Annotated in this window: 20 protein-coding genes and 1 tRNA gene; 6 read left to right on the forward strand and 15 right to left on the reverse strand. The window is 68.2% G+C overall.

Annotation, left to right across the window (positions count from 1 at the left end; all coding sequences use genetic code 11):
* The first annotated feature begins 53 nt into the window (after nucleotides 1–53).
* The gene (locus C8258_RS28855; RefSeq protein WP_106957846.1) at nucleotides 54–1,541 is read left to right on the forward strand and encodes an FAD-dependent monooxygenase; all 1,488 of its coding nucleotides are present in this window, start codon (nucleotides 54–56) and stop codon (nucleotides 1,539–1,541) included.
* Nucleotides 1,542–1,591: 50 nt separating this feature from the next.
* On the opposite strand, the gene C8258_RS28860 is transcribed toward C8258_RS28855, so the two are convergent.
* Nucleotides 1,592–2,239, reverse strand: coding sequence for a TetR/AcrR family transcriptional regulator (locus tag C8258_RS28860; RefSeq protein ID WP_106957847.1), 648 nt, complete (start codon nucleotides 2,237–2,239; stop codon nucleotides 1,592–1,594).
* 88 nt (nucleotides 2,240–2,327) lie between these two features.
* Between C8258_RS28860 and C8258_RS28865 the strand changes: the two genes are divergently transcribed.
* Nucleotides 2,328–3,461, forward strand: coding sequence for an epoxide hydrolase family protein (locus C8258_RS28865; RefSeq protein WP_106957848.1), 1,134 nt, complete (start codon nucleotides 2,328–2,330; stop codon nucleotides 3,459–3,461).
* 47 nt (nucleotides 3,462–3,508) lie between these two features.
* Here the strand turns inward: C8258_RS28865 and C8258_RS33005 are convergent, their stop codons facing one another.
* A complete protein-coding gene (locus C8258_RS33005; RefSeq protein ID WP_199195887.1) occupies nucleotides 3,509–3,646 on the reverse strand; it encodes a hypothetical protein in 138 nt (45 codons plus the stop codon).
* A gap of 147 nt (nucleotides 3,647–3,793) precedes the next feature.
* Between C8258_RS33005 and thiD the strand changes: the two genes are divergently transcribed.
* The 3 genes from thiD to C8258_RS28880 all read left to right on the forward strand — a co-directional run bounded on the left by thiD (nucleotide 3,794) and on the right by C8258_RS28880 (nucleotide 6,543).
* Nucleotides 3,794–4,639: a bifunctional hydroxymethylpyrimidine kinase/phosphomethylpyrimidine kinase gene (gene thiD, locus C8258_RS28870; RefSeq protein ID WP_106957849.1), complete on the forward strand. Its 846-nt coding sequence runs from the start codon at nucleotides 3,794–3,796 to the stop codon at nucleotides 4,637–4,639.
* Between the two features lie 61 nt (nucleotides 4,640–4,700).
* Nucleotides 4,701–5,198 carry a nitroreductase/quinone reductase family protein gene (locus C8258_RS28875; protein WP_106957850.1) on the forward strand — a complete coding sequence of 166 codons (498 nt, stop codon included), beginning with the start codon at nucleotides 4,701–4,703 and terminating at the stop codon, nucleotides 5,196–5,198.
* 88 nt (nucleotides 5,199–5,286) lie between these two features.
* Nucleotides 5,287–6,543, forward strand: a complete 1,257-nt coding sequence (locus C8258_RS28880; protein ID WP_233225414.1) for a bifunctional glycosyltransferase family 2/GtrA family protein — start codon at nucleotides 5,287–5,289, stop codon at nucleotides 6,541–6,543.
* 46 nt (nucleotides 6,544–6,589) lie between these two features.
* Here C8258_RS28880 and C8258_RS28885 read toward each other — a convergent pair.
* The 9 genes from C8258_RS28885 to C8258_RS28920 form a co-directional block, all read right to left on the reverse strand.
* A tRNA-Glu gene (locus C8258_RS28885) sits at nucleotides 6,590–6,662 on the reverse strand.
* A gap of 84 nt (nucleotides 6,663–6,746) precedes the next feature.
* Nucleotides 6,747–6,884, reverse strand: a complete 138-nt coding sequence (locus C8258_RS33010) for a hypothetical protein (RefSeq protein WP_157104452.1) — start codon at nucleotides 6,882–6,884, stop codon at nucleotides 6,747–6,749.
* A 100-nt stretch (nucleotides 6,885–6,984) separates the two neighbouring features.
* Nucleotides 6,985–7,599: a TetR/AcrR family transcriptional regulator gene (locus tag C8258_RS28890; RefSeq protein ID WP_036506355.1), complete on the reverse strand. Its 615-nt coding sequence runs from the start codon at nucleotides 7,597–7,599 to the stop codon at nucleotides 6,985–6,987.
* Nucleotides 7,600–7,606: 7 nt separating this feature from the next.
* Nucleotides 7,607–8,419, reverse strand: a complete 813-nt coding sequence (locus C8258_RS28895) for an enoyl-CoA hydratase family protein (RefSeq protein WP_106957852.1) — start codon at nucleotides 8,417–8,419, stop codon at nucleotides 7,607–7,609.
* Between the two features lie 76 nt (nucleotides 8,420–8,495).
* Nucleotides 8,496–9,656 carry an acyl-CoA dehydrogenase family protein gene (locus C8258_RS28900; protein WP_063001166.1) on the reverse strand — a complete coding sequence of 387 codons (1,161 nt, stop codon included), beginning with the start codon at nucleotides 9,654–9,656 and terminating at the stop codon, nucleotides 8,496–8,498.
* A 23-nt stretch (nucleotides 9,657–9,679) separates the two neighbouring features.
* Nucleotides 9,680–11,701 carry a biotin carboxylase N-terminal domain-containing protein gene (locus tag C8258_RS28905; protein WP_106957853.1) on the reverse strand — a complete coding sequence of 674 codons (2,022 nt, stop codon included), beginning with the start codon at nucleotides 11,699–11,701 and terminating at the stop codon, nucleotides 9,680–9,682.
* 8 nt (nucleotides 11,702–11,709) lie between these two features.
* Nucleotides 11,710–13,251 (reverse strand): acyl-CoA carboxylase subunit beta, encoded by a 1,542-nt coding sequence (locus C8258_RS28910; RefSeq protein WP_369974827.1) that lies wholly within the window; start codon nucleotides 13,249–13,251, stop codon nucleotides 11,710–11,712.
* 59 nt (nucleotides 13,252–13,310) lie between these two features.
* Nucleotides 13,311–14,462 (reverse strand): acyl-CoA dehydrogenase family protein, encoded by a 1,152-nt coding sequence (locus tag C8258_RS28915; protein WP_233225410.1) that lies wholly within the window; start codon nucleotides 14,460–14,462, stop codon nucleotides 13,311–13,313.
* Entirely contained in the window at nucleotides 14,459–16,174 is a 1,716-nt protein-coding gene (locus C8258_RS28920) for an acyclic terpene utilization AtuA family protein (protein WP_106957856.1), read from the reverse strand. Before C8258_RS28920 ends, C8258_RS28915 begins: the two co-directional genes overlap by 4 nt.
* Before the next feature lie 269 nt (nucleotides 16,175–16,443).
* Here C8258_RS28920 and C8258_RS33015 point away from each other — a divergent pair, with 269 nt between their 5' ends.
* Nucleotides 16,444–16,596: a hypothetical protein gene (locus C8258_RS33015; protein WP_199195888.1), complete on the forward strand. Its 153-nt coding sequence runs from the start codon at nucleotides 16,444–16,446 to the stop codon at nucleotides 16,594–16,596.
* 12 nt (nucleotides 16,597–16,608) lie between these two features.
* On the opposite strand, the gene C8258_RS28930 is transcribed toward C8258_RS33015, so the two are convergent.
* The 4 genes from C8258_RS28930 to C8258_RS28945 form a co-directional block, all read right to left on the reverse strand.
* On the reverse strand, nucleotides 16,609–17,373 hold the full coding sequence (locus C8258_RS28930) for an adenylate/guanylate cyclase domain-containing protein (protein WP_106957867.1): 765 nt from the start codon (nucleotides 17,371–17,373) through the stop codon (nucleotides 16,609–16,611).
* Between the two features lie 633 nt (nucleotides 17,374–18,006).
* Nucleotides 18,007–18,765 carry an ABC transporter permease gene (locus tag C8258_RS28935; RefSeq protein WP_106957858.1) on the reverse strand — a complete coding sequence of 253 codons (759 nt, stop codon included), beginning with the start codon at nucleotides 18,763–18,765 and terminating at the stop codon, nucleotides 18,007–18,009.
* On the reverse strand, nucleotides 18,765–19,730 hold the full coding sequence (locus C8258_RS28940) for an ABC transporter ATP-binding protein (RefSeq protein ID WP_036506373.1): 966 nt from the start codon (nucleotides 19,728–19,730) through the stop codon (nucleotides 18,765–18,767). The genes C8258_RS28935 and C8258_RS28940 overlap by 1 nt, the downstream gene beginning before the upstream one ends.
* A 134-nt stretch (nucleotides 19,731–19,864) precedes the next feature.
* The gene (locus tag C8258_RS28945) at nucleotides 19,865–20,641 is read right to left on the reverse strand and encodes a thiazole synthase (RefSeq protein ID WP_036506409.1); all 777 of its coding nucleotides are present in this window, start codon (nucleotides 20,639–20,641) and stop codon (nucleotides 19,865–19,867) included.
* Nucleotide 20,642: the final 1 nt, after the last annotated feature.

The raw sequence follows: 20,642 nt of genomic DNA on the forward strand, positions 1-20,642 counted from the left end.
TGTTCTGGTGTCCTTAACAGCGTTAAGGGTTTAACAATGTTAAGGAGTGGGTTGTGCATACAACGGATGTAGTCGTCGCAGGTGGCGGTCCTACCGGGCTGATGCTGGCGTACGAATTGCGACTGGCCGGGGTCGCGGTGGAAGTGCTGGACGCGCTGCCGGCGCGCACCGGCGAATCCCGGGCCGGAGGTATCCACGCGCGCACCATGGAGATCCTCGACCAGCGCGGGCTGCTCGACGACCTGCTGCGACAGGGGCGCACACTGCCGCGGGGCCACTTCGGCGGACTCCCGCTCGACTTCGGCGATTTCCACACCCGCTTCCCGTACACCCTCGCGGTGTTGCAGTCGGTGATCGAGCGCGAATTGGACCGCGACGCGACGGCGGCCGGCGCGCCCGTGCAATGGGATTCGCCCGTCACCGGATTCCGCCAGGACGATTCCGGGGTCGAGGTCGAGGTCGGCGGGAGCCGTCCGCGCCGGATCCGCGCGGCCTACCTGGTCGGCTGCGACGGCGGGCGCAGTTCGGTGCGCAAGCTCGCGGGCATCGGCTTCGACGGCACGGACGCGACGGTGACGGGCATGATCGCCGACGTCGAACTCGCCGCTCCCCCCGCCGAGCTGTTCTTCGGGGCCCGCGGTGCGACCGGCGACTATTCGGTGATCCAGTTCGAGCCCGGGTGGTACCGGTTGATCGCCCAGTGCCACGACCGGGTGCGCGAGCGCGGCAACGCCTTGACCTTCGACGAATTCCGCAGCGCGTTCACCGAACTCGCGGGCACCGATTTCGGCATGCACAGCCCGCGGTGGGTCACCCACTACGGCGATGCCGCCCGGCAGGCCGGCCGCTACCGCGTCGGCCGGGTGTTCCTGGCGGGCGACGCAGCGCACATCCATTTCCCGGCCGGTGGCCAGGGCCAGAATCTGGGGTTGCAGGATGCGGTCAATCTGGGCTGGAAGATCGCGGCCGTGCTGCGCGGCAACGCCTCCGACGCACTGCTGGACACTTACGAATCCGAACGCCATCCGATCGCCGCGCGCGTACTGCGGAACACGCGCGCTCAGACGGCGCTGTCACGGCCCGGTGCGCATGTGGACGCGTTGCGCGCCAGCATGTCCGATCTTCTCGACATCGACGAGGTGCGCCACCGCCTCGGGCTCATGATCACCGCCCTGGACATCCGCTACGACTGCGGGAACGAGCACCCGCTGTGCGGCCGGCGCGTACCGGATGCCGATCTCGCGACCGCCGACGGGCCCACCCGCGTGCACGAGCTGATGCGTTCGGGACGTCCGATTCTGCTGGTGCGCAACGCGGCCGAGATTCCCGATATCAGCGAGTGGAAGGACCGGGTCGACATCGTATGCGCGACCGATCCGGCCACCGAATGGATCGTCCCCGGATTCGGCCCGGTTCCGGCGCCCGTGTACACGCTCATTCGACCGGACGGGTATATCGCTTGGGCCGCAGGCAATTCCACTACCGACGGACTGAAGACCGCACTTACCGCCTGGGTCGGCCGCGCTTCGGCCGACCGGTGATCCCGGCGGCTACCCAGGCCTCTCCCTCGGCACCCGCCGCGGTTTCGCTGCTACTTCCGGGGCTGCCAGCGGGCAACGAAATCGTCGGGTTGTGGTGCGGGGCCGGGAAGTTCGCCGGTGGTGCGCAGTCCGTCGAGCAGCAGAGCGAGTATGCGGTGGCGCAACTGTGCGGTTCGAGTGGCATCGGGGAGGATGATCGCGGCGCAGGCCTCCAGAACGAGGCTGAGATCGGCGATCGTCACTCCGTCGCGCACAGCGCCGGAAACCTGTGCCCGGCGCAGTATTTCCTCGTTCAGCTCCGCCGAGCGTTGCACCTGAGGCGCGAACGATTCGTCCGGGGTGAACGTGCCGGCCAGTCGCACGGTCAGCGAATGCACATCGGCGTCGACCACCCGGCGCAGGAATTCGGCGAGCACGTCGGCGTCGGCCGCCGACTCCAGCGCGGCCTCGGCCTCGGCGTTGTAGCGGCACAGACCCTGGTAGCAGAGGGTGCGCAGCAGTGCCTCCTTACTCGGATAGCGGCGATACAGCGCGCTGATCCCCACTCCGGCCCGCTCGGCGACGGCCGAGATCGGGGCGGTCGCATCGGCGAGGAAAACCGCGCGAGCGGCGTCGAGGATGATCCCGTCGTTGCGCGCGGCCTGCGCCTTGCGACCGGGAAGCGCCTGGTGAGCTGGGGCGTCGGCTGATTTCGGCATGGTTTCAGCCTAACACTTGAAACGGAATGATCCGTTCTGATACTGTTCTGACAGAACGAAGCATTCCGTTCCAAAAAGGGAGACGATCATGACCATCCGCCCGTTCCACATCGACATCCCGCAGGACCGCCTCGACGACCTCGCCGATCGGCTGCGCCGGGCACTGTGGCCGGACGAACTGCCCGGCGTCGGCGACGCCTACGGCGTGCCGGGCGATCGGGTGCGCGCGCTGGCGAAGTACTGGTTGAACGACTTCGATTGGCGCGCAACGGAAGCGCGACTGAATGCGCATCCGCAGTTCCGCACGGAGATCGACGGCGAGGATATTCACTTCCTGCACGTCCGCTCGTCGCGGCCGGATGCGCTGCCGGTCATCCTCACCCATGGCTGGCCCGGATCGGTGCTGGAGTACCTGGACGTGATCGAGGCGCTGACCGAACCGGAATCCCCCGACCATCCGGCCTTCCACGTGGTCCTGCCGTCACTGCCGGGCTTCGGGTTCTCCGGCCCGACCCGCAGCACCGGCTGGGACACCCAGCGCACCGCGCGCGCCTGGGTCGAGTTGATGGATCGGCTCGGTTACGAGCGCTTCGGCGCGATCGGCAACGACGGCGGGTCGATGATCTCCCCGGAGATCGGCCGGCTGGCCGGCGATCGCGTGGTGGGCGTCCACGTGACGCAGTTGTTCTCCTTCCCCTCCGGCGACCCGGCCGAATTCGACGGACTGTCCGAAGAGGATCTGGGGGCGCTCGCGCACCTGCAGTGGTTCCAGGACAACAAGATGGCGTTCAACATTCTGTGCAGCCAGCAGCCGCAGACGCTGGCCTACGCGTTGAGCGACTCTCCGCTCGGGCTGCTGGGCTGGAACGCACAGCTTTTCGGCGAAGGTCTCGATCCGGAATTCGTGATCGGCAATATCGCGCTGTACTGGCTCACCGGCACCGCGGCCTCCTCGATCCGGTTCTACTACGAGAACGCCCACGCCACCGAGCGTCCGTCCGGACCGACCACCACCCCGACCGCGCTGGCCATGTTCGCGGGGGATTTCCGATCGATCCGCCGGTTCGCCGAGCGCGACCACGAGAACATCGTCAGCTGGAATTCCTACGACGTGGGATCGGTGACCGGCGGACCCAACGACGCGGCCGGACACTATGCCGCGCACGAGGCGCCGGAGGTGCTGGTCGGCGACATCCGGACGTTCTTCGCCCGGGTCCGGTGAATCCCCCGGCGGCTGAGCAGTCGTGCCGACTGCTCAGCCGGGGCGCCCTATCGCTGCTTCTTCCCCTCGACGGTGGTCTCGACACCCGAGGGGGTAACGCTTTTGGTCTTCTTCTCCGCTCGCTTCTCCTTCAGCGACTTGCCGGACTTCTTGGACATGGTGCTGCGCGGAGATTTATCGGACATGAGGGTCCTTTGGTTGGCAGGATCCGAATGATCCTGTTGGCTCGACCGTACGCGTCCGGACTCCCGTATCGGCGGAACGCGCGATCGGCACGGCCGCGTGGACGACCACGCTGCGGTCGCGGGCCGGTGCGTCGTAGGGTCTGTCTCGTGAAACTGCTGCCGTTGCCGGAACCGGGTACTACGCCGGTCCGGGTGCTGACGATCGCCGGAACCGACTCCGGGGGAGGGGCCGGAATTCAGGCCGATTCGCGGACCATGGCACTGCTCGGCGTCCATGCCTGCGTGGCGGTGGCCGCGGTGACCGTGCAGAACTCGGTCGGGGTCAGCGGTTTCCACGAGATTCCACCGCAGACCGTCGCCGATCAGGTGCGGGTGGTGACCGGCGATATCGGGGTCGCGGCGGCCAAGACCGGCATGCTGGCCTCGACCGCGATCATCGAGGCGGTGGCCCAGGTCTGCGAGGAGGTCGGTATCGGACGCGACGGCACAGTGCCGTTGGTGGTCGACCCGGTGGCGGCCTCGATGCACGGCGACCCGCTGCTGCACGCGGAAGCCCTGGACGCACTGCGCTCGGTTCTCATTCCGCGCGCCACGCTGGTGACCCCGAATCTGGACGAGGTACGGCTGCTCACCGGCATCGCCGTAACCGACGACCGCAGCGCCCGCAAGGCCGCCGAGGCGCTGATCGCACTCGGCCCGCGCTGGGCCGTCGTCAAGGGCGGTCATCTGCGCTCCTCCGAATTCAGCACCGATCTGCTGTTCGACGGCGACCGCTTCCACGAACTCACCGCACCCCGCATCACGACCGGCAACGATCACGGCGGCGGCGACACCCTGGCCGCCGCCTCCGCCTGCGCCCTGGCACACGGCTACCCGGTGCCCGAGGCGGTGGCCTTCGCCAAGGAATGGACCACGCGCTGCTTGGAGGCGTCCTACGATCTCGGCGCCGGGCACGGACCGGTGTCGCCGCTGTGGCGTTTGCGCGGAAGCTGAATCGGCACAACGGTTTTCCCGGGCGGGCCGATCTGTCGGACCCCTCGGGCATACTGCCGGTATGAGCGAACCCGAGGCGGCCACCCAGCGCGACATCAGCTCCTACGACGATCCGGACGCACCCTGGAATCAAGCCTTCAGCGAGGGCGATATCAAGGACTGGAACCGTCCGGTGATCGACGAGTTCCGGGCCAACGGCGGCAAGGTAGGCGGCTCCTATGCCGACGCCACGCTGCTGTTGCTCACCACCACGGGCGCTCGCAGCGGCAAGCAGCATGTGGTGCCGCTGGGGGTGCTGTACCGGGGCGACATCCCTTATCTGAGTTCGTTCATCGAGGACAAGTACCCGGCTTGGTATCACAACATCAAGGCGAATCCGCAGGTCACGGTCGAACTGGGCGGGCAGACCTACGCCGCCCGGGGGCGCGCGCTCGAGGGCGCGGAATACGACGAATTCGCCGCGTGGGTGCTGGCGAACAATCCGCTGCTCGCCGATTTCCAGGCTCGGTCGCAGCGCCCGGTTCCGCTGGTCGTCCTGGAGCTCGGCGACCCGGTCTGACCTCGCGGGCGCTCCCAGGAAGCTCACAGGTCGGGCGCAGCGCTGCCCAAGGCTGATACCCGAAATTGGGATCATGACCGAGACAGCGATGGCGTTCCAGGCGGCCACCACCTCCGACTCGACGCGCACACCGGTGCTCGAGGTCGTGATCCCTGTGTACAACGAGGAGCGCGATCTGGCCGGATGTGTCCGCCGGCTGCACGCATTCCTGCGTGACGGTTTTCCGTTCTCTACCCGAATTACGGTGGCGGACAACGCATCCACCGACTCCACCCTCGCCGTGGCGCACGAACTCGCCGCCGAGCTGCCCGAGGTCGAGGTCGTCCACCTCGACCGCAAGGGCCGCGGACGCGCGCTGCGTGCGGTGTGGGAGGCCTCCGACGCACAGGTCGTCGCGTATATGGACGTCGACCTGTCCACCGACCTCAACGCCCTGCTGCCGCTGGTGGCCCCGCTGGTCTCCGGACATTCCGATCTGGCGATCGGCACCCGGCTGGCGAAGTCCTCGCGCGTGGTGCGCGGCCCCAAACGCGAGATCATCTCCCGCTGCTACAACCTGATCCTGCGAGCCTCGCTGCAGGCCCGGTTCTCCGACGCCCAGTGCGGATTCAAGGCGATGCGCACCGATGTGGCGCGCCGGATCCTGCCGCTGGTCCAGGACGGGGAATGGTTCTTCGACACCGAACTGCTGGTGATCGCCGAACGCGCCGGACTGCGCATCCACGAGGTTCCGGTGGACTGGATCGACGATCCGGACAGCCGCGTGGACATCATCGACACCGCCCGCAAGGATCTGCTCGGCGTGTGGCGGGTGGGCCGCGGGCTGGCCACCGGCGCCCTGCCGATCAACGACCTGCGCGCCGCAATCGGGCGGGAACCACTGGTGGACGGGGTGCCGCTGGGCATGGTCGGGCAGCTGGTGCGCTTCGGCATCATCGGCGTGCTCTCCACGCTGGCCTACATGCTCCTGTATGTGATGTTGCAGTCGGTGGTCGGCGCCCAACCCGCGAACTTCGCCGCCCTGCTGATCACCGCGGTCGCCAACACCGCGGCGAACCGCGCCTTCACCTTCGGCGTGCGCGGTTCGGGCAACGCGGTCTCCCACCACTTCCAGGGCTTGCTGATCTTCGCCTTCGCCTGGCTGGTGACCAGTGGTTCGCTGTTCGCGCTGCACCGGTGGGCGCCGGACGCGTCCGTGCACGTGGAACTGCTCGTTCTGGTGGTCGCGAATCTGGTGGCCACACTGACCCGATTCGTGGGGTTGCGCTGGGTCTTTCGCAACGCGGTCGCCGGCAGCGGCGTCGAGGACATCGCGACGGCACCGGCCTCGGCGGAAACGCGGTGACCGAAACGACAATGCCCGCCCTGAAGAGGGCGGGCATTGTGTGTTGTAGCCCCGACGGGATTTGAACCCGCGCTACCGCCTTGAGAGGGCGGCGTCCTAGGCCGCTAGACGACGGGGCCGAGAACTGCGCTCCGGCAACCGGAGCCCGGTCAGCTTATCGGTCGCGGGCGACGGCACCAAATCGGGTGCTCACATTCGCGGTCTCAGAAAGGCCGCCCCTGGATGAGGCCGAAGATTCCGGCGATGAAGAACAGTGGGATGAACAGCGCGGTCGCCACCGGATCGCCGTTGAGATATCCCTGCCGGATACCTTCCAGAGCTGCCGCAGAACCCGAATCCATGATCGATTCCCCTCGCTCGATATGTGATGCATGTGCCCGATCACGCTAGCGCAGCCCAGCACCCTTCTCATCAGCGCTGTTCCCACCAGCGGGCGTGATGTCAGTGCGGCGTGTGCAGCCCCATGTGCAGGGTCACCGCCCACTGGTGCACGATCTGCTTGCGGCGGACCGAGTCGTCGGTCAGGACGTCGGCCAGCCCCAGGCCGCGGGCCATGTCGAGGGTGGCCTGCACCAGGTGATGGGCGACCGGGTCGGAGTCGTCGACGCCGAGCGCCTCGACGGCCAGGCGATGGGAGACCCGGCCGAAGTGTGCCTCGAGCGGCACGATGCGTTCACGCAACACCGGATCGGCCGCGGCGTGGGTCCACACCTGCAGCGCGGCCTTGAACAGCGGAGTCGTATAGGACTCGACCAGCTGCGCCACCACCGCCTCGGTGCGGCCGACACCCTGCGCCACTCCGGTCACGGCCGCCGCCTCGGCCTTGGACTGGGCCATCCGGGCGTCGAACATGTACTCGAGGGCGGCGGTGATCAGATCCTCCCGGGTGGGAAAATGATGCTGAGCCGCCCCGCGCGAGACCCCGGCCCGTTCGGCGACCACCGCGACAGTGGCCGCCGCCCAGCCCATATCGGCCAGACAGTCGATGGTGGCCTCGAGCAATCGCTGTCGGGTGGCCCGGCTGCGGTCCTGCTTGGGTTCGTGCGATGCGGTCATGATCGGTTCATTCTGCCCAGCTGGGTGGGCGGCGCTGGAAGAAGGCCGTCATCCCCTCGATCACCTCGGGCGTGCCGAAGAAACTGCCGGAGCGTTTGGCCAGCTCATCGGCGGTGCGATCGAATTCGGCGACGAGGGACGCATTCACCAGCCGCTTACTTTCTGCCAGCCCCTGCGGTGAGCCCTTGCGCAGTTCGCCGCACAGCCGGGCGACCTCGGCGGCGGCATCGTCGGCGGCGACGGTGATCAACCCGATGCGCTCGGCCTCGGCCGCGTCGAAGGTCTCGCCGGTCTGGTAGTAGCGGGCGGCGGCCCGGGAGGTCAGTCGCGGCAGCAGCGTGAGCGAGATCATGAACGGCGCCAGGCCCAGCCGCGCCTCGGTGAGCGCGAAACTGCTCGACGGTCCGGCGACCGCGATATCGCAGGCGCCGACGATGCCCATTCCGCCCGCGCGCACATTGCCGTCGATCTGCGCGAGCACCGGTTTGTGCAGTTCCACGATGCCGCGCAGCACGTCGATCATCCACCGGGTGCGGATATCGGCGGCCGCGGCCGGATCGGCGTCGAGCGCTTCCTTGAGGTCCGCGCCGGCGCAGAACGTGTTACCGGTGTGGGTGAGGATCACCCCGCGGACCCGTTCGTCGGCCCCGGCCTTGCGCAGTCCGTCGAGCAGTTCGCGAACCAGCTTCGAGGACAACGCATTCCGATTGTGCGGTGAATCCAGCGTGAGGACCGCGAAGCCGTCGCGCAGGTCGTACCGCACGAAAGGAGATTCGGCCCCGGTGGTTTCGGTGCCCGTGGTTTCGGTGGTGTCGCTCACGTGTGCATTCCTCCTCGTCCGGTTCGGGTGGTGTCCTCCGGCCGGGCCACGCACGGGCGGCCCGGCCGGTCGCCGCTCAGTACGACTTCGGCAGTCCCAGCGAGTGCTGGGAGACGAAGTTCAGGATCATTTCCCGGCTCACCGGAGCCACTCGCGCGATCCGCGCCGCGCCGAGCATGCCCGCCAGGCCGATGTCCGCGGTCAGGCCCGAACCACCGTGGGTCTGGATGGACTGATCCAGGGCCTTGATACTCGCCTCCGCCGCAGCGTATTTCGCCATATTGGCGGCCTCCGCGGCACCGAAGTCATCGCCGGAATCGTAGAGAACGGCGGCCTTCTGCATCATCAGCTTGGCCAGTTCGAGTTCGATCTTCACCTGGGCCAGCGGATGCGAGATGCCCTGGTGCGCCGCGATCGGCGTCTTCCAGACCTGCCGTTCCCGGGCGTATTCGACCGCCCGGTCGATGGCGTAGCGGCCCATGCCGACCGCCATCGCCGCACCCATGATGCGCTCGGGATTGAGGCCGGCGAACAGCTGCGCGATCGCGGCGTCCTCCTGGCCCACCAGCGCGCTGCCGGGCAGGCGCACATCGTCGAGGAACAGCGTGAACTGGTTGTCCGGTTCGATGATGTCCATCTCCTGGCGGTTCTTCTCGAAGCCGGGAGTATCGGTCGGGACGATGAACAGAGCCGGCTTCAACTTGCCGGTCTTGGAATCCTCGGTGCGCGAGACGATCAGGACCGCCTCGGCCTGATCCACACCGGAGATGAAGATCTTGCGGCCGTTGAGGATCCAGTCGCCACCGTCGCGGCGCGCGGTGGTGGTGATGTTGTGCGAGTTGGAGCCGGCGTCGGGTTCGGTGATGCCGAACACCATCTTCGACGAGCCGTCGGCCAGCCGGGTCAGCCAGTACTGCTTCTGCTCCTCGGTGCCGTACTTGGTGATGATGGTGCCGCAGATCGCGGGCGAGACCACCATCAGCAGCAGACCCGCACCCTGGGCGGCCAGTTCCTCCATCACCAGCGCCAGTTCGTAGATTCCGGCGCCACCGCCGCCGTACTCTTCCGGCAGGTTCACGCCGAGGAAGCCGAGTTTGCCCGCCTCGTCCCACAATTCGTCCAGCGGCTCGTTGCGGCGCGCCTTCGCGGATACGTAGTCGCGGTAGTTGTACTTCGCGGCGAGCTTGGCGACGGCCGCCCGCAGCTGCTTCTGTTCGTCGGTTTCGATGAAACTCATGGACATTCTCCTGTAGTGGGTCGCTATTCGGCGGCGGCTTCGGCCGGTGCCGCGGTCGCTTCGGCATGGACGACCGCCAGCACGGCGCCGACGTCGACCTGTTGTCCCGCAACCACATTCAGTTCGGTCAGCACCCCGGCCGCCGGAGCGGCGATGGTGTGCTCCATCTTCATGGCCTCGAGCCAGAGAATCGGCTGGCCCTTCTCGACGGCGGTGCCGACCTCGGCGCCCAGCCGGATCACCGAACCCGGCATCGGCGCCAGCAACGACCCCTCCGCGACCTGGTCGGCCGGGTCCGAGAAACGCGGAAGCCTGCGCACCGCGACCGGACCCAGCGGCGAATCGACCGCCACCAGATCGCCGTAGCGCGCGACCTCGAACCGCCGCCGCACCGAGCCACGCGCGCCGGGCACCCCGAGTACCACGACATCCGGTGTGGCCTCGATCAGCTCGAGCCCCTCGTGCCCCTCGACCTCGAGTCCGGAGCGGGTGAGGCGGTAACGCACCTCGTGCGTCCCCGACACCCGGCTCTCGTAGGACTTGCTCTGCGCCTGTGAGGGCAGGTTGCGCCAGCCGCTGGGCAGCGCCGCGCCGACGCGCGCTCGCGCTCGATTGGCGGCCGCGTCCGCCAGTGCCGCGGCGACGATGGACAGCGCCTCGTCGTCGGGTGACACCAGCGGCGCGGCAAGGTTTTCCAGGCCGTGGGTGGCGAAGAACGCGGTATCGGTGTCACCGGCGAGGAAGGCCGGATGCCGCAGCACCCGCACCAGCAGATCGCGGTTGGTGACCAGGCCGTGGATGCGGGCACGTTGCAACGCCGTCGCCAGCAGATGCGCCGCTTCCTCGCGGGTGTCGGCGTAGGAGATGACCTTGGCCAGCATCGGGTCGTAGAACACCCCGACCGCCGAACCGTCCACCACACCGGAGTCCAGCCGCAGACCGGCCTCGGCGAGGACGGTGAATTCGGCTGTGCCCGAGCCGAATTCGATGCGATGTACCGCACCGCTCTGCGGCTGCCAGTCGTGTGCCGGATCCTCCGCGTACAACCGCACCTCGATGGAGTGGCCGCGCATCGGCGGCGGCTCCGGCGGCAGCCGGTAGCCCTGCGCCACCTGCAGTTGCAGCCGGACCAGATCCAGACCGGTGGTGCATTCGGTGACCGGATGTTCCACCTGCAGGCGGGTGTTCATCTCCAGGAAGAAGAAATCGCCCTGTTCGTCGGCGAGGAATTCGACCGTGCCCGCGCCCTCGTAGCCGATCGCCTCGGCGGCGAGCCGGGCCGCCTCGAACAACCGCGCCCGCATGGGGGCGATCCGCTCGACCAGCGGCGACGGCGCTTCCTCGACCACCTTCTGATGCCGGCGCTGAATCGAACATTCGCGCTCGCCGACCGCCCACACCCGGCCGTGGGTATCGGCCATCACCTGGACCTCGATGTGGCGGCCGGTTTCCAGGTAGCGCTCACAGAACACCGTCGGATCGCCGAAGGCCGATTCCGCCTCGCGCCGGGCCGCCTCGAGCTGATCCGGCAGCTCCGCCAGCGAGCGCACCACCCGCATACCACGCCCGCCCCCACCGGCGGAGGCCTTGATCAGCACGGGTAGCAGGGCCTCGGTGACCTCGGCGGGATCGAGTTCGGCCAGCACCGGGACGCCCGCGGCGTCCATCATCTTCTTGGATTCGACCTTCGAACCCATCTGCTCGATGGCCGCGACCGGCGGGCCCACCCACGCCAAGCCCGCAGCGATCACCTGACGGGCGAATTCCGCGTTCTCGGACAGGAATCCGTACCCCGGATGAATCGCGTCGGCGCCCGCGGCGTGGGCGGCCTCGATGATCAGATCGCCGCGCAGATAGGTCTCGCCGGGAGTGTTGCCGGGCAGCCGGATCGCCGCATCGGCCTCGGCCACATGCGGTGCGTGCGCATCCGCGTCGGAATACACCGCGGTCGTGGCGACGCCCATGCGCCGGCAGGTCGCGAACACGCGCCGGGCGATCTCCCCACGGTTCGCGACCAGAACGTTCGTGATCGGCCCTACTGTCATCTCAGACCTCACATCCGGAAGACGCCGAAGCCCTCGGCGCCCTTGATCGGGGCATTGTGGATGGCCGACAACGCCATTCCCAATACCGTGCGGGTGTCGCGGGGGTCGATCACACCGTCGTCGTAGAGCCGGCCCGACATGAACATGGGCAGCGATTCGGCCTCGATCTGGGCCTCGATCATCGCGCGCATGCCCTTGTCGGCTTCCTCGTCGAACGCCTGGCCGCGCGCCTCGGCGGCGGCCCGGCCCACGATCGAGATCACGCCCGCCAGCTGCGCACCGCCCATCACCGCGGATTTCGCACTGGGCCAGGCGAAGACGAAGCGCGGATCGTAGGCGCGCCCGCACATGCCGTAGTGCCCGGCCCCGTAGGAGGCGCCCATCAGCAGCGAGATGTGCGGCACCTTCGAATTGGAGACGGCGTTGATCATCATCGCGCCGTGCTTGATGATGCCCTTCTGCTCGTACTCCTTACCGACCATGTAGCCGGTGGTGTTGTGCAGGAACAGCAGTGGGGTGTTCGACTGGTTGGCCAGCTGGATGAACTGCGCGGCCTTCTGCGCCTCCTCGGAGAACAACACTCCGCGAGCGTTGGCGAGGATGCCGACCGGATAGCCGTGCAGCTCCGCCCATCCGGTCACCAGACTGGAACCGTAGAGCGGTTTGAACTCGTCGAAATCGGAGCCGTCCACCACCCGGGCGACGACCTCGCGCGGGTCGAACGGAATCTTCAGATCGGTGGGCACGATGCCGAGCAGTTCCTCGGAATCGTAGAGCGGTTCGATCACTCCGGCGCGCGGACGCGGGGCGGGTCCGGTCTTGCGCCAGTTCAGCCGCCGCACGATGGACCGGCCGATCCGGATGGCGTCCTGTTCGTCGGCCGCGAGATAGTCGGCCAGACCGGATGTGCGGGCGTGCATCTCGGCGCCACCGAGCGATTCGTCGTCGGACTCCTCACCGGTCGCCATCTTGACCAGCGGCGGACCGCCGAGGAACACCTTGGAGCGTTCCTTGATCATGACGGTGTAGTCGGACATGCCGGGAATGTAGGCGCCACCGGCGGTGGAGTTGCCGAACACCAGTGCGATGGTGGGGATTCCGGCCGCGGAGAGTCGGGTGAGGTCGCGGAACATGCGACCGCCCGGGACGAACACCTCCTTCTGCGTCGGCAGATCGGCGCCGCCGGATTCCACCAGGCCGATCACCGGGAGCCGGTTCTCCAGCGCGATATCGTTCATCCGCAGGTTCTTGCGCAGGGTCCACGGATTCGACGTGCCGCCGCGCACGGTCGGATCGGGGGCCACGATCATGCATTCGACGCCCTCGACGATGCCGATGCCCGCGATCACCGAGGCGCCCACGTGGAATTCGCTGCCCCAGGCGGCCAGCGGCGCCAGCTCCAGGAACGGCGAATCCTCATCGATGAGCAATTCGATGCGCTCGCGCGCGGTGAGCTTGCCGCGCTTGCGGTGGCGCGCCATCTTGTCCGGGCCGCCGCCCGCGATGTTCTTGGCGTATTCGGCCTCGACCTCGGCCAGTTTCTCGGTCATGGCGTCGGCGGCGGTGCGATAGTCCGCCGAATTCGGGTCGATGGCTGTACGGAGAGTGCTCAAGATCGGTACCCCAATCGCTTGGCCGCGAGGCTGGTCAGGATTTCGTTGGTGCCGCCGCCGATGCCGAGGATGCGCACATCGCGGTAGTGGCGCTCCACCTCGGATTCGCGCATGTAACCCAAGCCGCCGAACAACTGAACCGCTTGGTGGGCAACCCATTCCGCGGTCTCCACGGCGGTGTTCTTGGCGAAGCACACCTCGGCGATCAGATCGGTTTCCCCGTCCGCCGCGCGTTCGGCCACGTGCCGGGTGTAGACGCGGGCGACGTCGATGCGCCGGGCCATCTCCGACAGCGTGTTCTGCACCGCCTGCCGGCTGATCAACGGGCGGCCGAAGGTCTCGCGGTCGCGGCACCACCGCAGGGTCAGATCGAGGCAGCGCTGCGCATGCCCGTAGGCCTGCACCGCCAAGCCCACCCGCTCGCTGACGAAAGCCTGTGCGATCTGGGCGAATCCGGAGTGCTCGGCGCCCACCAGATTCGACACCGGCACCCGCACGTCGACATAGGACAGTTCGGCGGTGTCGGAGGCCAGCCAGCCCATCTTCTCCAGTTTGCGGCTGACCGTGAATCCCGGCCGGTCCTTCTCGACCAGCAGCAACGACACACCGGAGGCGCCGGGGCCACCCGTGCGCACGGCGGTCACCACGTAGTCGGCGCGCACCCCGGAGGTGATGAAGGTCTTCGCGCCGTTGACCACGTAGTCGTCGCCGTCGCGCACGGCGCTGGTGGTGAGATGGCCGACGTCGGAGCCGCCACCGGGTTCGGTGATGGCCAGCGAGCCGATCTTCTCCCCCGCCAGGGTGGGCTTCACCCAGCGTTCGATCAGTTCCGTGTTGCCGGACGCGGCCATATGCGGCACCGCGATACCGCAGGTGAACAGGGAGGCGAACAGTCCGCCCGAGCAGCCGGCGTAGTGCATCTCCTCGGCCACGATGGCCGCGTCGATCCCGTCCCCGCCCGCACCGCCGACCGCCTCCGGGAACTGGATGCCGAGCAGTCCGAGCGCACCGGCCTTCTTGTGCAGTTCACGGGGAATCTCACCGGCACGCTCCCATTCGTCCAGATAGGGCAGCACCTCGCGCTCGGCGAAACCGCGGACGGTAGTGCGTAATTCACGCCGCTCGGGCGTATCCCAGACACTGCTCACGGTAGTAACTCCACGGGTATGTCGATGTGGCGGGACCGCAGCCATTCGCCGAGTCCCTTGGCTTGCGGATCGAATCGGGCCTGGTAGGCGACACCGAGGCCGAGCAGGTCCTCGACGATGAAGTTGACCGCCCGCAGGTTCGGCAGCACGTGCCGGGTGACGGTGAGCTTCGCGGTCTCCGGCAGCAGCGCCCGCAGCGTGTCGACGGTGAGGGTGTGCACCAGCCAGCGCCACTGGTCGTCGGTGCGCACCCACACGCCGATATTGGCGTTTCCTCCCTTGTCGCCGCTGCGGGCCAGAGCGATGGAACCTAATGGGACACGGCGTGTTTCACTCGACGGGAGCGGTTTCGGCAGCTCGGGTTCGGCCACCTCGTCCAGCTCGCGGGTCCGAGCGGGCGGGGCGATCGGCACGCGCGTTCCGTCGGGCAGTACCGCGGTGTGCGCGACCTCGGCCGCGTCGACATAGCCGGCGGTGTAGACGCCGTAGGGCGCACCGTTTCCGGGCGGGGTGGTCATGGTGAAGCCGGGATAGCTGGCCAGCGCCAATTCGACTGCGACACTGGAGAATGCGCGTCCCACTTTGTCGGGATCGGGGTCGCGGACCACGCAGCGCAGCAGGGCGCTGGCCTGTTCCTCGGTCTCGGCGTCGGGACGGTCCAGCCGCGACAGCGACCAGTCCAGTTCGGCCGGGCGCACCGGCAGCCAGCTCTCCAATTGCCGCTGTGCCAGTGCGGCTTTGGCCTCGATGTCGAGACCGGTCAACACGAAGGTCATCTCGTTGCGGAAGCCGCCCAGGGTGTTCAGCGAGACCTTCAACCGCGGCGGCGGCGCCTCACCGGTCACGCCGCTGATCAGCACCCGGTCGTCACCGTCGGCGGCGAGCCGGATGCTGTCGAGGCGGGCGGTGACATCCGGTCCGGCGTAGCGCGCGCTCTGGATCTCGTACATCAGCTGCGCTTCGACGGTGTCGACGGTGACCGCGCCACCGGTGTTCGCGTGTTTGGTGATGACGCTGCTGCCGTCGCGGCGGACCTCGGCGATCGGGAAGCCGGGACGGTCGAGATTCTCGATCTCGGTGAAGAACGCGAAGTTGCCGCCGGTGGCCTGGGTGCCGCATTCGATGACGTGCCCGGCGACCACCGCACCCGCCAGGGCGTCGAAATCGTCTCGGGCCCAGCCGAAGTGGGCTGCCGCCGGTCCAACGACCACGGAGGCGTCGGTGACCCGGCCGGTGACGACGATATCGGCTCCGGCGTTCAGCGCCTCGGCGATACCCCAGGCACCCAGGTAGGCGTTGGCGGTCAGCGGTGCGCCCAAGCCCAGTTCCTGGGCGCGCGGGAGCAGGTCGTCTCCTTCGACGTAGGCGATCTTCGGTGTGAGGCCGCGCTTTTCGGCCCCCTCGGCGATACGCTGCGCCAATCCCGCCGGATTGAGGCCGCCCGCGTTCGCGACGATGCGCACGCCGCGTTCGAGCGCCAGGCCGAGGCAGTCCTCGAGCTGTCGGACGAAGGTCTTGGCATAGCCGAGGGCCGGATCCTTCATCCGGTCGCGGCCGAGGATCAGCATGGTCAGTTCGGCGAGATAGTCACCGGTGAGCACGTCGAGTTGCCCGCCCTCGAGCATCTCGCGCATCGCGCTCAACCGGTCGCCGTAGAAGCCGGAACAGTTGCCGATCCGGAGGACCTCCGGGTCGGCGCCGAGACTCGTCATCTGCGCGGCGCCTCCTCATGCGACGTGCCTGCCGCAGCGGCTGTGCTGCGTCGGGTTCCAGGTTCACATCGGGTACAGAAAAAATCAAGCCTGCGTGCTTGTTAATTGCCGAATGCGCAGGTAAACGCGGCGCGCCGCCGCACGACCGGTCCGAACGCGGTCCGATCGGGTACTCCGCGAACCGGACCGCCGGCTCGCCCGGCGGCTACCGCGAACCGGCGGAACCGGCCGGTGTCCGAGGTCCGCGAGCCGCCGGGCAAGATGGCAGGGTGTCCAATTCCGTGATCGTCGTACTCCTGCTGGCCGTGGCCGGATTCCTGGTCGGCGGCGCCTTCACCATGTGGAAGAACTCCCGGTTGCTGTCGGTGATGCTGGGCGTCTGCGCGGTCCTCGCGGTCGTCGGCGTGGCCACCTGGTGGTAGACCGCCCGGCGCCTAGTCTCCGGCGAGGCGGAAGATGCGCATCCCCTCCGGAACGCCATTGAGCGGCGCCGCGAACATGCTGCGCCGATAGGGCTTGGCCGCGACCTCGAGTTCCTTCAGCGTGCTCGGCTCCAGCGCTTCGAGGGTGGTCTCCGAGATCATCGTGTTGCCGTTGCCGCCGGCCTCCATCACCCGGGCGGCGATGGTGACGTCCACACCCAGCCAGTCGCCGCCGATCTCGCGCGGCGTCCCGGTGTGCAGACCCGCCCGCATACGCGGCCGATATCCCGCCACCTCGACCCGGTCCAGATTCTTCTTCGCGGTCAGCACCGCACGCACCGCACTGTCCGGGGAGGCGAAGACCGCCATCACCCCGTCGCCCATGCGCTTGACGACCTGACCGCCCCGATCGACGATCGGCGGTTCGATGGCTCGCGCCACCCGCCGCAACAACTCCAGCGTCGCCTCGTCACCGGCCGACAGCGACCATCGCGAGAACGCCACGAGGTCGGTGAAGACCACCGTGATCTCCGCACTGCCCTTCCCGCGGCCGACGCGCTCCAGCATGGCCTGCCAGACCTGCAGCGCGCCCAGACCGAGCTCCTTGGCCGCGCTGGGATTGTCGCCCACGATCTTGTCGGCCGCGCGGGCCACCGCCCGCGCACCGCCGGGCCCGGACAGCGACAGCGGGTCGCCGAATGCGGGATCGCCGGGCAGGTTCTCACGTGCCTTGCGAATCACGCCGATGACGTCGGCGCGCTGGTTGGCCGCGGCCATCAGCGAGGACAGCTGATCGGATCGGCGCCGGCCGAACGAGCGCAGGCGAGATTCGGCCTCGTCGGCCGGCGTGAGCGGAATCACGATCTCGACATCCGGATCGAGCCCGGGATCGACGCCGGATTCGGCCTCGCCGTTTCGACGGTTGTCCGCACCGGAACCGGTCCCCCTTTTGCCCCGCCTACCGGCGGTGCCGTTGCGGCGCGACCCCGAACCGCCCGTGCGGTTTCGCGCATCTCCGGGACGGGCTGCGCGGGACGCGCTTTCGCCGTCGCCGGAAGGTCTTTCGCTCACATCCCGAGCGTAGCCAATGATCGCCACCTGCCACCTCTCTATCGGACGGAGCGGGCACAGCGCTGGGTCCGCCGATGGATAACGTGTTGGTTGCCCGGCCGATGTTACCCACCGGCTCTTCCACACGGAAGGTCCGACGGTGCTGTTAACGAAGGCTTTGCACACAGCACACCGGCCCGATGCACAGCGCGAAACAGCTGCACATCGGGCCGGTGATCGTCACATTCGCCGGGCAGTGGCGGCTGTGACCGGGATAGCAGTCCCCCGACAGGACCGCCCTCCCGCTCCCGGGCTTCGCGAGGGTGAGCGCCCGGGACCGGGCAGGTATCAGGTTGTGGATCAGGCGTCGCGGCGGTCGACCACGATGAGCGCGGCGCCGAAGACGACCGCCACGAAGACGATGAAGTAGACCAGTCCGCCCCACGGCCCCCAGTGCCAGTGCGCCGCGGAGGCGCCCTCCCCGAGGAACCGGTTGATGTTGGCGAAGGGCAGGAACGGCTGCACGCTGCGGCCGAAGCTACCGAAACTACCGAGCAGCGTCTCGATCAGCAAGGGCCACAACACGATCAGCGAGATCGCCGCGGCCGACTGCCGCACCAGGGCGCCGACGCCGACCGACAGGATCACCGCCAGGAAGGCGTAGATCGCCAGTCCGTAGAGCGCGCGCCAATCGGCGTCGGAGTTCAGGCTCATCTGCCGCCCCGCGTCGCCGGCCAGCGGTTTCGCGATGAGATAGGCCAGCAGACCCAGCACGAAGGTCAGCACCGCCGCGTAGGCGCCGGTCAGCAGGGCCTTGGTGGTGAGGACCAGGGACCGGTTCGGGGTCGCCTGGAAGGTGGTCCGGATGATGCCGAAGCGGTATTCACTGGTCACGGTGAGGGCGGCCATGATCATCAGAACCATGACGCCGAAGCCGGAGACACCGACCATGGCGCCGGCCGTGGTCAGCGTCGATTCGTTCTCGTGGCCCATGCTGGCCCGCGAGACGCCCGCGATCAGGGCGGCCAGGCCCAGGCCCAGCGCCACGACGATCGCCGAACACCACCATGGTGACCGAGTCGAGGTGAGTTTGATCCGCTCCGCGGCGACGACACCCATCAGAGCGCACCTCCCATCGCCTGCTCGACACCCTCACCGTGGTACTGCACCGCACCTCCGGTCATCCGCATGAACGCCTCCTCGAGCGAAGCCTGTTGCGGCGCAAGCTCATACAGGGTGATGCTGTTCGCGCCCGCCAATTTGCCGATGGCGTCGCTGGTTTCCCCGACCACCACCAGCGCGGGGGCGGTGTCGGCCGATCCTTCCCGGTCGGCCGCGCTGCCGTCCTCGCGCACGGTCATCCCGTTCGAGGTGAGCAGGCTGCGCAACTCGTCCAACTGCGGACTGCGCACCCGCACGGTCGATTCCGACGATTTCGCGATGAAGTCCTTGGTGTCGGTGTCGGCGATCAGCCTGCCGCGCCCGATCACGACCAGATGGTCGGCGGTCTGCGCCATTTCCGACAGCAGATGGCTCGACACCAGCACGGTGCGTCCCTCGGCGGCCAGCCGCTGCATGAACCGCCGGATCCACAGAATGCCCTCGGGGTCCAGTCCGTTGACCGGTTCGTCGAACAGCAGCACCGGCGGATCGCCGAGCAGCGCCCCGGCCAGGCCGAGCCGCTGCGACATGCCGAGCGAGAATCCGCCGGCCTTCTTGTCGGCGACCTCGGTCAGGCCCACCAGCCGCAACACCTCTTCCACCCGGCCGGCCGGAATGTCGTTGGCGGCGGCCATCCAGCGCAGATGCGAGCGAGCCGACCGGTTCGGATGGACCCACTTGGCGTCCAGCAGGGCGCCGACCGCGCGCAGCGGATGGTCCAGCTCGCGGTAGCGCTTGCCCTGGATGACCGCCGTCCCGGCCGTGGGCTGATCCAGGCCGAGGATCATCCGCATGGTGGTCGACTTACCGGCGCCGTTCGGGCCGAGGAACCCGGTCACCTTGCCGGGTGTGACCGTGAACGACAGGTTCTCGACGGCAACGGTCGCACCGAAGCGCTTGGTAAGACCTCTGCATTCGATCATGGGCACCAGTCTCCCCGAGAACGCGGCACGCGACCATCGCTCACAGGTCGCGAGTCCGGTCATCCTCGAGGATGAGGGGGACCCCTAGGGTCCCGGTGGGCTCACCCAGCCGCGACCTGGGGACATCCCCGTGGTCACACCGCGGGAGAGGAAGCCTGGGCCCAGAAGCGCTTGGGGATACGCCCGGCGTGGCGGGCCAGGTGACCGGCCTGCACCGCGGCGGCCATCGCCGTCGCCATCCGGGCCGGATGCCGGGCACGGGTGACGGCGGTGGCCAGCAGGACGGCCGAACAGCCCAGTTCCATCGCCAGCGCGGCGTCGCTCGCCGTGCCGATTCCCGCGTCCAGCACGACCGGAACCCCGGCGGCCTCGACGATCATCTCGATATTGTGCGGATTGCCGATGCCCAGCCCGGTGCCGATCGGCGAACCGAGCGGCATGACCGCGGCACAGCCGGCATCCTCCAAGCGGCGCGCGAGGACCGGATCGTCGGTGGTGTAGGGCAGCACCACGAAGCCGTCGTCGACCAATTGCTCTGCGGCCGCGACCAATTCGATGGCATCCGGCAGCAGGGTGCGTTCGTCGGCGATGACCTCGAGTTTCACCCAATCGGTTTCCAGCGCCTCACGCGCCAGCTGCGCGGTGAGGACCGCCTCGGCGGCGGTGCGGCAACCGGCGGTATTGGGCAGCGGGGCGATATCGAGGCGTTTGAGCAGATCGAGCACGCCCGTTCCGCCCGCGGCGTCGATGCGGCGCATGGCGACCGTGGTCAATTCGGTACCGGAGGCGACCAGCGCCTCCTCGAGCACCGCCAGATTCTCCGCGCCGCCGGTGCCCATGATCAGCCGGGAGCCGAATTCGCGATCGGCGATCCGCAGCGGCTCGACCGGCCGCGATTCTGTGCCCGGAATG

This window comes from Nocardia sp. MDA0666, assembly GCF_003023875.1.
Taxonomy (GTDB): Bacteria; Actinomycetota; Actinomycetes; order Mycobacteriales; family Mycobacteriaceae; genus Nocardia; species Nocardia aobensis.